This window comes from Metabacillus sp. 22489, assembly GCF_052044855.1.
GTDB classification, from domain to species: Bacteria; Bacillota; Bacilli; order Bacillales; family Bacillaceae; genus Metabacillus; species Metabacillus niabensis.
Genome location: NZ_JBQENT010000006.1, coordinates 120,285 through 133,243, shown reverse-complemented (window position 1 = coordinate 133,243; position 12,959 = coordinate 120,285). Strand labels below are relative to the sequence as shown.

The 12,959-nt window shown below is 34.0% G+C and carries 14 protein-coding genes; 6 read left to right on the top strand and 8 right to left on the bottom strand.

The window, feature by feature from the left end:
- From ACTJJ9_RS05695 to ACTJJ9_RS05685, 3 genes are all read left to right on the top strand, one after another.
- On the top strand, positions 1–3,003 hold the full coding sequence (locus tag ACTJJ9_RS05695; RefSeq protein ID WP_440768509.1) for an AAA family ATPase: 3,003 nt from the start codon (positions 1–3) through the stop codon (positions 3,001–3,003).
- Positions 3,004–3,108: 105 nt separating this feature from the next.
- Complete coding sequence (gene yhaM / locus ACTJJ9_RS05690; RefSeq protein ID WP_145584491.1) at positions 3,109–4,056, top strand: 3'-5' exoribonuclease YhaM; 948 nt, start codon at positions 3,109–3,111, stop codon at positions 4,054–4,056.
- 269 nt (positions 4,057–4,325) lie between these two features.
- On the top strand, positions 4,326–4,544 hold the full coding sequence (locus ACTJJ9_RS05685) for a sporulation YhaL family protein (protein ID WP_095300994.1): 219 nt from the start codon (positions 4,326–4,328) through the stop codon (positions 4,542–4,544).
- Between the two features lie 86 nt (positions 4,545–4,630).
- Here the strand turns inward: ACTJJ9_RS05685 and ACTJJ9_RS05680 are convergent, their stop codons facing one another.
- On the bottom strand, positions 4,631–5,512 hold the full coding sequence (locus ACTJJ9_RS05680) for a peptidylprolyl isomerase (protein WP_440768508.1): 882 nt from the start codon (positions 5,510–5,512) through the stop codon (positions 4,631–4,633).
- 182 nt (positions 5,513–5,694) lie between these two features.
- On the opposite strand from ACTJJ9_RS05680, the gene ACTJJ9_RS05675 reads away from it, so the two are divergent.
- Positions 5,695–5,787 (top strand): YjcZ family sporulation protein, encoded by a 93-nt coding sequence (locus ACTJJ9_RS05675; protein ID WP_141231527.1) that lies wholly within the window; start codon positions 5,695–5,697, stop codon positions 5,785–5,787.
- Positions 5,788–5,886: 99 nt separating this feature from the next.
- A complete protein-coding gene (locus tag ACTJJ9_RS05670; protein WP_095300992.1) occupies positions 5,887–5,970 on the top strand; it encodes a YjcZ family sporulation protein in 84 nt (27 codons plus the stop codon).
- A 222-nt stretch (positions 5,971–6,192) separates the two neighbouring features.
- On the opposite strand, the gene ACTJJ9_RS05665 is transcribed toward ACTJJ9_RS05670, so the two are convergent.
- Both ACTJJ9_RS05665 and ACTJJ9_RS05660 read right to left on the bottom strand, forming a co-directional pair.
- Positions 6,193–6,372, bottom strand: coding sequence for a hypothetical protein (locus tag ACTJJ9_RS05665; protein WP_095300991.1), 180 nt, complete (start codon positions 6,370–6,372; stop codon positions 6,193–6,195).
- Between the two features lie 198 nt (positions 6,373–6,570).
- The gene (locus ACTJJ9_RS05660; RefSeq protein WP_095300990.1) at positions 6,571–7,110 is read right to left on the bottom strand and encodes a DUF3267 domain-containing protein; all 540 of its coding nucleotides are present in this window, start codon (positions 7,108–7,110) and stop codon (positions 6,571–6,573) included.
- A 329-nt stretch (positions 7,111–7,439) separates the two neighbouring features.
- Between ACTJJ9_RS05660 and ACTJJ9_RS05655 the strand changes: the two genes are divergently transcribed.
- On the top strand, positions 7,440–7,772 hold the full coding sequence (locus ACTJJ9_RS05655) for a DUF1878 family protein (protein WP_440768507.1): 333 nt from the start codon (positions 7,440–7,442) through the stop codon (positions 7,770–7,772).
- A gap of 16 nt (positions 7,773–7,788) precedes the next feature.
- Here the strand turns inward: ACTJJ9_RS05655 and ACTJJ9_RS05650 are convergent, their stop codons facing one another.
- The 5 genes from ACTJJ9_RS05650 to ACTJJ9_RS05630 all read right to left on the bottom strand — a co-directional run bounded on the left by ACTJJ9_RS05650 (position 7,789) and on the right by ACTJJ9_RS05630 (position 11,974).
- Positions 7,789–8,388, bottom strand: coding sequence for an HTH-type transcriptional regulator Hpr (locus tag ACTJJ9_RS05650; protein ID WP_095300988.1), 600 nt, complete (start codon positions 8,386–8,388; stop codon positions 7,789–7,791).
- Positions 8,389–8,577: 189 nt separating this feature from the next.
- Positions 8,578–8,931, bottom strand: a complete 354-nt coding sequence (locus ACTJJ9_RS05645; RefSeq protein WP_440768506.1) for a YtxH domain-containing protein — start codon at positions 8,929–8,931, stop codon at positions 8,578–8,580.
- Between the two features lie 484 nt (positions 8,932–9,415).
- Positions 9,416–9,937 carry a tryptophan transporter gene (locus tag ACTJJ9_RS05640; protein WP_440768505.1) on the bottom strand — a complete coding sequence of 174 codons (522 nt, stop codon included), beginning with the start codon at positions 9,935–9,937 and terminating at the stop codon, positions 9,416–9,418.
- Between the two features lie 120 nt (positions 9,938–10,057).
- The gene (gene serC, locus ACTJJ9_RS05635) at positions 10,058–11,143 is read right to left on the bottom strand and encodes a 3-phosphoserine/phosphohydroxythreonine transaminase (protein ID WP_145584484.1); all 1,086 of its coding nucleotides are present in this window, start codon (positions 11,141–11,143) and stop codon (positions 10,058–10,060) included.
- A 405-nt stretch (positions 11,144–11,548) separates the two neighbouring features.
- Positions 11,549–11,974, bottom strand: coding sequence for an HIT family protein (locus ACTJJ9_RS05630; protein ID WP_095300983.1), 426 nt, complete (start codon positions 11,972–11,974; stop codon positions 11,549–11,551).
- Positions 11,975–12,959: the final 985 nt, after the last annotated feature.

The window sequence follows — 12,959 nt, the reverse complement described above, 5'->3', positions numbered from 1 at the left end:
ATGCTAATCGAAAAGCTGATGATCTACGGATACGGGAAATTTGAAAATCAGTCCATTAATTTTAAAGATCAGAGCTTTCAAATGATTTACGGGCAAAATGAAGCGGGAAAATCGACAATTATGTCTTTTATTCATAGTATCTTTTTTGGTTTTCCTACGAAACAACAAATGGAAAATAGATATGAACCAAAAAAGAGTAATGCATACGGCGGATACATTGTTGTACGAACAGATGACAATCAATCAATCAAAATTGAGAGGACTTCGGGAAAGGCAAGTGGAGACCTAATAATAGAGAATGAGGATGGCACTAGGCTAGATGAGGCATACCTTCAAGCTATATTAGGTGGTATTGATCGGGAAACATACCGTTCTATCTTTTCCTTTGACATCCATGGTCTGCAAAGGATACAAAAAATGAATTCTGATCAAATAGGAAAATATCTATTCCTCTCAAGTATTTATGGGGCGGATGCTTTATTTACGATCGAAAATACATTAACTAGACAACAGGATATTCTTTATAAGCCAACTGGAAAGAGGCCAATCCTTAATGAGGCTCTTACGACATTAAAGGATAGTCACAGCAGACTTCTTGAGGCAAAACGTAACAATCATGATTACCAAATGCTTATTGATAAAAGAAATGATCTGAAACGGAAGCTCGAGGCAACTGCACTTGAAAAAAAACAAGCGTTAGCTAGGCAAAGGGAGCTCGAAAGAATTCAAGCGGTTCTTCCGCTACTTCGTGAGCTTAATTGGTGTGAAGAACAGCTTTTACGTCTTCCAGATACTAAGGAGTTTCCCGAGGATGGTTTACAGCAATTAGATTATTACAATGTTACTTTACAACCATTAGAGGCAGAGCTTCATGTTTTACATAATAAGCAAGAGCAATTAATTAATGAGGAAAATGGAATCGTTGTAAATCAAGCTGTGCTAGACCTTTATCCTAGCATTACAAGCTTACGTGAACAATTGCCAGTTTATAAAGAAAAAAAGAAAAAACGTGATCAGTTTATAGAGCGCATTGATCAAACTGGGCATGAGATTCATATGTATAAGCAGAGAATCTATCCAAATGTTTCGGATGAGGATTTACTAACTATCAAAGCAACAGTACTTATGAAAGAATCAATAAAAAATGCAATTATCGCTGAGCAACAATTAAAACAACGGAAAAAAACATTAGATGAGCAATTTGAGCAAACGAAGAATTTACTAGAGGAAACAGAATGGAAAATATCAGAGTTAAAAAAGAGCATACTTTCAGATTATGAACGGCAAAAGTTAGAACACGAAATATCAAAAAGGCAATCGACGAACCGTGACTATTTAAAAGAAGAGCAAAAGCAGCTCACAAATCAGCTAACTATTCGTAAAAAAGAGCAGCAAAAGGAAAAAAAACAACGGCTGTCTATCATTAGCATGTTTGCTTGTTTAGTAGCAGCGGGTACTGGATGGGCGATGTTTTCCCAATATTGGCTAGTCTCGATCGTTTTAATTATAGGGTTTTTCATCTCTTTGTTCATCATTAAACAGGTGACGATGAAAAAGGACGCGTTTGCCGAACATTTAAAAAGACAGATAAAATCTATTGAAGAAGAACTGGCAAAATTCACAGAGGCTGATTCCGAGCAAACCTCGATGTCGAAGTTATTACTGGAAATGGAAAAGGATAATCAAACGAAGCAAGCTCTACATCATGAGCAACTTCTTTTTAAGCAGTATGAAAGAAACTATGACAGAGTAATAAGTCTTTTTGAAGAATGGGAAAAAGAACAATTTCATCATGAGGAAACGTATAAACAGCTTGCAAAAGAGCTGCTAATTGATAGAACAGCAGCACCTGAAATTATTTTAGAAGCATTTGAACTACTTCAGCAGCTTCAGGAGCTGTTGTTAAAACGAAATAAAGATATGTCTGAAGTACAAATTCTTAATGAAGAAATTGACCAATATGAACGAAGAATAATAGAAATGCTCGAGATTTGCCAACTATCATATTTATCAATAGAAGAGGGTGCTATTGAAATCCATAAGCTGTCACTACAACAAAATGAAAAGGTCAAAATGCTAACAAATCTTCATGAACGGAAGGATGAACTTGAAGAATCGATTCGTTCGTTAAAGGATAAGATTTCTTATTTAAAGACAGAAAAGGAGAGTCTTCTAAAAAGGGCTGGGCTTGAGGACGAAGAACAATTTCGGAGATATGCTCACCATCATAGTGAGAGAGAAGAATTAATTAAGCAGAAGCTATGGATTGAAAAACAGCTTACAACAGAACGAAATGTGAATCTCGAACAACTAACTATTAAGGAATACGATGATATTGATGAACAGCTTTTAGCGATAGAGCATGAAGTAGAGAAGTTAACTAAATTCGAGAAGGACCTGCATCAGCAATATTCAACAGTTGATGTTAAAATCCACAATATTGAACAAAATGGAGTGTATTCAAATTTATTGCATTCCTTTGAAATGGAAAAAGCGGAAGTAAGAGAATTATCTGAGCAATGGGTTGTTCGCGCATTAGCGAAAGACTTATTACATCAAACGGTTGAACGGTATCGGCAAACAAAGCTTCCGGCATTAATCCGTCATATTGAACAGTTTTTTCGTACTTTAACGATGGAGCAATATCACCGAGTATTTTTACCTAACCAAAAGCAATCGTTTATTGTCGAGAGAAATGACGGTATGAGATTTTTTGCTGAGGAGCTAAGCCAAGCAACTGCCGAACAATTATATTTATCGATTCGTTTAGCACTTGTTAAAACGATAAACGAGCAGGTGACATTACCGATTATGATTGATGATAGCTTTGTTCATTTTGATCATGAAAGAACGGCCGAAAGCATTAAGCTTATGCAGGAATTAAAACAGGAAAACCAAGTGATATTTTTTACATGTCATAAGCATATCGCTGAAAACTATCAATCGGATACGGTGATTCATCTAAATGAATTAGCTGGAACCTCCAAGCTATATCACCCGTAGTACTTAGAACTATGCTATACTATCCATACACTGGGGAAAATCGTATTAAAAATTTATGAATTCATAACAAATAGAATAGACAAAAATGTGAGAGGAGCTTAGTTTATGGTGAAAGGAATACTCCATTATGATGTTGGGGAACAGGTAGATGTTCATCTTCTCATAAAATCTTCTACTAAGGGAATTGCAAGCAATGGAAAGGCATTTTTAACATTAATACTTCAAGATACGTCAGGTGAAATTGAAGCAAAGCTTTGGGATGCATCTCAGGAGGATGAAGTGATCTATTCACCTCAAAAAATTGTAAAAGTATATGGTGATATTCATCATTATCGTGGTCGAAATCAATTGAAAATTCGCAACATCAGACCTAAACATGATGATGAAACTGTTGATATAGCTGATTTCCTAGAAACAGCTCCCGTTGCAAAAGATGTAATGAATGAGAAAATTACGCAATATATTTTTGAAATGAAAAATTCTAAGCTACAACGAATTACAAGATATTTATTAAAGAAGCATGGTGAAGCTTTTATCGAATATCCGGCAGCTACAAAAAATCACCATGAATTTGTATCCGGCTTAGCCTATCATGTTGTCTCCATGTTGGATTTAGCAAAAGCAATTGCAACATTATATCCAAGCCTTGATACCGATTTACTTTATTCGGGAATTATCCTTCATGATCTTGGAAAGGTCATTGAATTATCTGGACCAATTAGTACGACTTATACTGTTGAAGGAAACCTAATTGGACATATTTCAATTATGGTAAATGAAATTGCGAAAGCAGCCGAGCATTTACAAATTGAAGGAGAAGAGGTTGTCATTCTTCAGCATTTAGTATTGAGCCATCATGGTAAAGCAGAGTGGGGAAGCCCGAAGCCGCCAATGATAAAAGAGGCAGAAATTATTCACTATATCGATAACCTTGATGCAAAAATGAATATGCTAGACAGAGCACTAGAACGAGTGAAGCCAGGGGAATTCACGGAAAGAATATTCGCCCTTGATAATCGTTCCTTTTACAAACCAACCTTTATAAAAGAGTAAAATGAAGAAGCGTAGAATAAGGAATTCATTCCTGTTCTGCGCTTTTTTCCTTTAAAAGCTTAAACTCCATCACTTCTCTAAGGGAATATGTAATAAATACTAGATTAATTCCATTTCCTTGGAATAATTCAATACCATCATTCATATTTTCTAGTAATAGAATAATCTAGGCGAATCGGTAGAATGAAATGATTCTTCTAGCAAAGAAGATGGAAGTATGCTTAGATGCTTCTTAAAAATTGTACGAGTTATAAAAGGGGGATTGATTTATGCTTTTATTACCGTGGTGGATATATGTTTGCATTATTGGGATTCTCGTCAGTGGGTATATGGCCTTTAAAACGGCACGTGAAGATAAAAAGGTTGATCAGGAGTTCATTGAAAAAGAGGGACAAGTTTTTTTAGAACGTATTGAGCAAGAGCGGCAACGAAGAAAAGCGATGCAGCTTCAAGAAGAACCAATTGAAAAAGACCAATCAGCTAGTTAACATTGTTCCATTATATGAAAGAAGGCTGTCTTAATAGGAGTCAGATTCCTTAAAGACAGCCTTTTTATCATCATAAGCTGTTAGATTTATTTTTCAGATGGTGTATCTGTAGTCTTTTCATTTGTTTCAGTTTCTTCTTTGTCAAAAATATTTTTTAAATCCTCGTCCTTAACTTTGACATTTGCGTTCTCTAGCTCTTTATCAAGAGCTGATTGGATTGTATCTGGCTGTTGAAGCTTTTGTGTGCTTGCTTCTTCCTTTAAATAATCCTTCATTTTTTCAAATGTTGTAACTGTTTTCGTTACTTTAATGATGTGGTAGCCATAATCAGATTTTACAGGGGCACTTACTTCGCCCTCCTTTAGTTTAAAGGCAGTATCCTCAAATTCCTTGACCATAGACCCTTTAGCAAACCAACCTAAATCCCCGCCATTTTGAGCAGAACCAGGATCAGTCGAATATTGCTTTGCAAGGTCTTCAAATTTTTCACCCGACTTAAGCTTGTCCGCTATTTCTTTAGCAGTTTTTTCATCGGCAACTAAAATATGACTAGCTTTGATTTTTCCTTTTAGTGAATCGTAATATTCCTTAACTTCCTCATCGGTTACTTTCACTTCTGCCTCGGCCGCTTTTTTACGCAATAAATCAACCTTTAAAATGTCTTTAATGACATCTTCCCCTTGCATTTCGACCATGCTTGTAAATTGTGTACCTAATTGGGCTTGATATTTATCAAATTCGGCTTGGATTTCTTTATCCGAAACTTTATATTTTTCACTTAATACTTTTTCATGGACAAGCTCTGTAAGCACGTCTTTACCAAAGCGGTCTTTAAGAGCTTGATAAAATTCATCCTTTGTTATGTCACCAGCTTTTGTTTCAACAATTGTTTCTGACTCGTTATTGTTGCAAGCACTAAGTGTGAATAAACCTGTTGCTGCTACTAATGCTATTGACAATTTTTTCATCCTTACAACTCCTAGTTAAGAATTTTAATGAATTTTACATAGAAGATACTATACCATAATTTAACATGGATACAAAATTTCCATTTCTGTTTTATTGTATTTCTAAACGAATAGGCGATCGTCCAATCATGATAGAGCATTTAACCATAGAATACATTGAAAAGATAAAGGAGGTAATTAACATGGGGAAAGAATTTGGCTTTTCAAATAACTTTGCATTGCTAGTTGTATTGTTTATCTTATTAATTATTATTGGTGCTGCCTATATTTATTAAGTGTAACTATAGAAATTTAGCTACTATGGAGCAATAGCCTATTCGTTTGTAGGCTGTTTTGCATAGGATATCGTAATAAAAGCTAAAGGGGGTGTCAAAATGGGTGGAGCATATGCAGGTGGATTCGCATTGATCGTTGTATTGTTCATCTTGTTAATCATTGTTGGTGCAGCTTGGTTATAAGATAAAATAAAAGGAAAGAGGGTGACTCAAAAGGGTCTGACCCCTCCTACAAACACGAGTAAATAGTAAACTAACCTAATCATTAGTCTATTATATTAAGTGTTTGAGGGGGTCTGTACCTTTGGTATTGAGTCGCCCTCTTTCCTTTTTAGAAAATCGCCGACAGAAATTATGTCAGCATACTACTATGTAGTTTGTATCGTTCTTATATTTGTCAAAAATCTAAGCAAACAAAATTTCTACGTATGAAGAGATTAACAAAATCGTAATAAGAACATTGATTGTTCGAAAAACCTTTGTTTGTCGGTCTTCAGGAATCTCACGAACTAAGCATAACGTATTTGTTAGCTTATTTATGTAAAACAAGATAAAGACTGCAAACAAAATGAAGAGAATTAACATTGGAGATCCCCCTTCCCTCATTATACATATTAGATTACCAAACTATTTATGAAAAAGATAGGTTTGAAGATTGACAAAAAAAGAAAATTGTTAAATTGTGACAGAGGGGCTTGCGTTACATAGGATGATTAAATTGAAAGAAGTCTCTCTGGAAATCAGTGGGAACTCGGGTCCCACTGATCGCATTATCAATGAACACTAGTATTTTTTTATCAATACTTCATAACCATCTTCATATTCTTCTATTAAACTCATTTTTGGAGCAAACAATAACTGCTTTAAAAAAATGAAATCTGGAACACATAAACCGATATGAAAGGCCATTGCAATACAGATATAATGAACATATGGAGTAAAATAGATACTAACTAAGCATAAAATTGCGGTCATAAAAATAAATGGGAATAGGAGAGACAAAATCATATTTCCCTTTTTTATACTATTACAGGCTTTTACTTCTAGAACTGGAATCATATAATACTGCTTAAATTTTACTGAGACACGATTTCCGCTAAAAAGTAATGGTAAAGCATGACACAATTTATGAATTGGCATCAAGCTTATAAATAAAACAACAAATAAAAAGAAATGTTCGTCTTTTAGATGAATGTTTGGCAATAGTAAATTAATAGGTAGATAGGTTAAAATAAATACAAAGATCATGGTAATAATTGAAAGAAATAAGATTCTGTTTTGGCCAACATCTTTTTGAAGGTTTATTGTTTTCCAACAATTCATCTTTTCACCGTCCAAACTCTCTCATTAACTAAAGTACTATCATACTTTACGACGGTGTGATAAAAAATGCAATATGAAAAAGTGAATTGGAAACGCTTAATTTAAAAAAGTAAGAAAAGACTAATGAAAACAACTAAATTTATCATCATTCGCTAAAAAAATTCAATTTGTCGCCTGACTTATTTAAGAATGCGGTTTATCATCCTAGTCTAACCATATGCTCTATGTTAGACTAGAATGATGTGACCTCCATTGATTATTTGCTTTTCTAAATAAGATAAATACTATAAAATAAAGAACAATAATGTTCATTGTGAAGGGTGTTTAAAATGGAATCTTTAGAGACTCGTTTGGAAACATTGGAGTACTATCAAAAATTATTGTTACAAATGATTGATTCACAGCGATTTCCATTTTACAAATTAGTAATGGAGCGAGGATTAACGAAAAGAGAGGTTGATGAGCTTTTTTCATTATGTGATAAGTTAAATCTCCAGCTCGAGGAACAAAAAGCGCAAGGATTAGTCATATATACAGACCTCCTTACGCAATTTGCAAATCAATTAAATGACAAGCTTAATGCAAATGAAACGATTCAAGCAATGTCAAAACAGGGAATGTATCCTTTATTAATGAAGGAATTTATATCCTTATTGAAATAATCCTTTGCATTCTAAATTAGCTTGATGGTAACAATTGTTCTGATGTTTCTTTCGTTGGAGCCTTCTTTGTTAGACTTCCATTCTCCTCGTAAAACGAATCCTCTAAATTATCAAAGGAACGCTCGAAGATTTCCATGAAATCATCGCCATAAATATTTCGAATGATGCACATCATATCGAGCATTTCTGGGAATTTTCCATATAAGTTTTGTAATGGAAGTGCTCCTTTAAAGACAGAATTTCGATCGGGACTAAAATCTTCTAATAATTGTTCAAGAACTTCTTCGCCTTGCTTTGTCAATTTGATATACGTATTCCGCTTATCGTTAGCTTTTTTAGAAAACTCAAGATAACCTCGTTCCTCTAACTTTTTCGAAAAGTTAAACGCAGTTGAGACATGCATAACTCCGAATTTAGCAATCTCTGAAATTGAAGCTCCATTTAAATGATCTGCAATCCAAAGTATATGATGCTCATTAATATTTAGGTCATATGGCTTAATCCATTGTTGCCAATCTTTTTCAATTGTTTTCCATAATGCCTTACTAAGCTGCGCAACTCGTTGACTAAATAATAAGGCTTCTTTTATAGTATAATCCTTTTCATTATGTTTCATCACCGGTCACCCCCGTACTTCCAAATTGTATTATTCTCTATTATGCCAATAAAATAAAGATTAATAAAGATATAAATTTATGAAATTTTAAAATATTTACATAATTCCTTGTTTAGCAGCTTTTAGGGATGAAAAAAAGTGTGTTGATCACATATATCCAGCACACTTTTTTATTTTGAATCAAAAACATTAATGTAAAGTTTGTTCAAGTTGTTTAATTTTCTTTTCAACCTCGTCAATTTCCTTTTGTAATTCAATTTTATGAGGCTCTATTTCTTGTTTGAACTGATTGATAGCATTTTTTATGTCGGCTGAAACTTCCTTCACGACTTGAGTGCCCTCAATTGCAGCTTCCTTCATTTGGTTTTTTAGAATAATACTTTCATTCTTTAATTGCTGAAGAGTTGTATCTAATCTTTTTCGGTTTGCTTGCAAGTTTGCTCGCAATTCTTTACCAGAAGAAGGGGTTGTTAATAATGTAGCGATCCCACCGACAATTCCTCCTACTATTAACCCGGTAAAAAAGGATGTATTTTTTGCCATCATTCATCACTCCAAGCATCTCAATATATTCATTGTATTCTTTCCATAATCTATCTTACTTAACATTATACATAGATAATTAAAACTTCGCATACCTTTTATAAGGACATTTTTGAATAAACCAAAAATTAAAATGTCATGCAAAATAGGACATGTTTAACCGTATCACCCTTGAAAAGAAGCTTGCAATATTAATAATATTCGGAGAATAATGTCCTTCCGAAAGATTAAGGGGGTTCGTATGGCAGGGGTAATCTTTTTATTCTTTTTTTTAAGTTTCCTTTCATTTATTGGAGTATTTCATTATTTTCAGCTTTTTCAACGATCGGCATCTTATCCACCTAAAAGGGTGATAAAACAAAAATTAGTGGTCTTAGCAGCAGCAGGTTTTCTCTCTTTGTTAATCGGAATTATTTTACTCAGTGTTAAATAGATAGAGAGAGGTATAGAAAAACCCGATCTTATAGAAGATCGGGTTAGAAGTCTATGCTGTAATAAAGTTGGAACGTTTAAATATTGCTTGAACAATTGGTAGAACAATAATCGTTGCTGCTCCATTGAACAGTGTCGCCGGAAGGACAACAGATAAAAATAATGCTGTAAAGGCAGCACCGCCAGGCAATCCAACGATTATTAATGCAGATGTCAAAAAGATCGTTCCAGAAACAATTGTTCCAATAACAACTAACACGGTTGCTACTACAATATTTTGCGCATGTTTCTTTACGAGCAGAAATAGACCATAAAATATGAAGGCTGTTATAAGCTTATCAATGATATTTGGAATTTGTCCCCCAGGAAAATTCGTTGTTAATGCTGATAAAATACCAGTAACAATACTAAGTAATGTAACGTTTTTTAAACTAGGGAAAAGCATAATTCCAATGAACATCATAATTAACATCATATCCGGCTTCATTCCGTTGTAGAATGGCGGCATTACCATATGAAGCACTGCCCCAATTGCAGCAAAAAGTGATAATGTAACTAAAACTCGTGTTTTCATTTCTCATCTCTCCTAATCTCATCTCTTATATCTCTCCAATAGTGAACTATTTCCTATTGCGAGAGATTATCAATATTATAACAAGATATATGATTAACGTATAGAATTTTTTAAAGGCAATTAGCTATTTTTGTTTTTAAATTCTGTCATAAAGTTGGCTAGTGCAAGACAAGCTTCCTTAGGTACTGCATTGTAAGCAGATGCTCTACAACCGCCAACAGAACGGTGTCCAGCAAGTCCAATAAATTGACGTTCTTTTGCTTCCTGAAGGAATTTTTTCGTTAATTCTTCATTAGGCAATGTAAACGTAATATTCATTAAAGAACGGCTATCTTCTGTTGCATGAGCTTTGTAAAAGCCTTCACTTTCATCGATTGTACTATAGATATAGCCTGCTTTTTCTTCATTTACCTTTTGGATTGCCTTTACGCCACCTTGTTCTTTTACCCATTCTAAAACAAGTGATAGCATATAAATCGCAAATGTTGGTGGTGTATTGTATAAGGAATTATTATCAGCATGTGTTGAGTATTTTAAAATAGTCGGTACGTTTGGACGTGCTGTTTCTAAAAAGTCCTTTTTCACAATCACAACAGTAACACCAGATGGGCCGAGATTTTTTTGAGCTCCTGCATAGATAAGGGAGAATTTCTCTACATCAATTTCCTTGCAAAGGATATCACTAGACATATCAGCAATTAAAGGAATTGGACTCGTTGGATACTCATTCCATTGTGTACCAAAAATTGTATTATTAGATGTAATGTGTAAATAAGCTCCATCTTTTATATCCTCTAAAGAATAGTCAGTTGGAATTCGAGAATAATTTTCTTCTTTGCTTGATGCTAAAATCCGTGTTTCTCCGAAGGCTTTTGCTTCTTTAAGTGCCTTCTCAGACCAAGAACCAGATAGAATGTAGTGTGCAGTTTTATTTTCTTGCAAAAAATTCATAGGAATCATCGAAAATTGTAAACTTGCTCCACCTTGTAAAAATAATACTTCATACGTATCCGGAATACCTAATAGTTCTCTTAATAGAGCATTCGCACGATTATGAACTTCTTCATAATCTTTACTTCTGTGGCTTAACTCCATAACGGACATTCCCGTATTGTTGAAGTTAACTAATTCCTTTTGCGCGCGTTCAAGCACTTCTAATGGTATAGCTGCTGGTCCTGCATTAAAATTATAAGCTCGCAATTTCATTGCCTCCTCGAAATGTGTGAAGGATAAAAGAGTATGCAAATCTCATATTTCCTTCATCTTTTGATGATGTGTTAGTGAATCTGTCAATTAAAATAGTTAAATAATAATCATATCCTATCATGAAAAGATAAGGAAATATAGACTGAATATTTTCATTCTTTATGAAAGTTTTCAGGAAAACGTTAACATGATTTCTTTAGCTTTAATTACTAGTTTTTATTTATTTCTATTGTGAGTTTTTAACACTTTGTTTTAAGAGAGAATACGAAAAGGGAGACGCTACAGGTATAACACAAAGAAGACTCCTAGACCTCTTTGTGAAAGGGAAGCACTACATGAGGAAAGAAACAACTAAGATGAATCGACAATAACTAAAAAAACCAAAACTGCTTGCCGCAATTTTGGTTAATTAGAGAGCCCTTTTTGAATAGAAGCTGCAATTTCCTGTAATTGTTCAGAAGAATATTGGCCAGAGTGATCTTTCCAAACTGCGCCAAAACCATCACCTTTTCCATATCTTGGAATGATGTGCATGTGATAGTGGAACACAGATTGTCCTGCCTTTTCACCATTATTGTTAAGTAAATTCATGCCTACAGGTTGAAATTGCTCTTTAATCGAATTGGCGATTTGTGGTACTACCTCAAAAAGCTTACTCGCAATGTCTGGTGTTAGCTCATAAATATTTTCCTTATGTACTTTTGGTACAACGAGAGTATGTCCCTTTGTTACTTGACTAATATCAAGGAATGCGTAGACATGTTCATTTTCAAATACTTTTGCACTTGGAATCTCACCATTAATAATTTTGCAAAAAATACAATCGCTCATTATTTCACCACTTTCAAATTATTGAGTAGTAAACAAAATTCAACAGCTTTTGTAAAAACATTATGCTATGATCATTCGTAAATGAAAAGTCATGCTGAATATTGTCTAATACAGATTTGTTAACCGTATTTTACCATAATTCTTCTTGAAAATCATAGGGCATGGACATACATAAAAAGAACAGGGTGATGTGGATGTCACCCTGTTCTAAAGAAGGGAAGGAAACTCAGGTTTTGAAAGGAAGTTATTTTGATAAACACCTCATTTAACATGTTTATGCTAATTGATGTGTAAATCACCATTGTTCAAAGCAATCATCCCCCAGTTAAGTGATCTTATCTGCTTAACTTTATGATCGATTATCTTTGACAAACACCTCATTATGAAATGACGTTAAATGCGAGCGTTTCATTACAGAAAAGTACGGCCCGTAAACACCTCATTTTCTAAAGGGTTGTATAACCAATGGTTTTGTTAACAATTACTTTCATATAAAGAAAGGAAATTGTCTTTGACAAACACCTCATTTACTTTTTAGTAAATGCTAATTAGTTTGTTTTTTCACCATTGTCCAAAGCTACCAACTCCCTGTTAAGTCGTGATACACTTCTTAACGCTGTTGGAAAATGTCTTTGACAAACACCTCATTTACAAGGATGTTAACTTAATGAGCGTCTATTTCTCGAAATAACGGCCCGTAAACACCTCATTTATAATTCGTGTATACAATGGTTTTTAAACTTCCTTACTTGAGGAAGTCTTGGACAAAGCCTTTAAAGACTTGTCTTCGACAAATTGTCCCTTCCTCATACATTATGATGTCCTTTAAGGATTTGATTATGCATAAAATTAGGTCATGATAAAAGGAAGAATTTACGTACTGAACCGCTCTTTTTACAGCTTGTAACGGATTTAAGTAACGAAAGGATGATATAAGGATTAGTAGTATCTTTTTTTATAATGTGGTCGCTCTTTTCCACGTTAT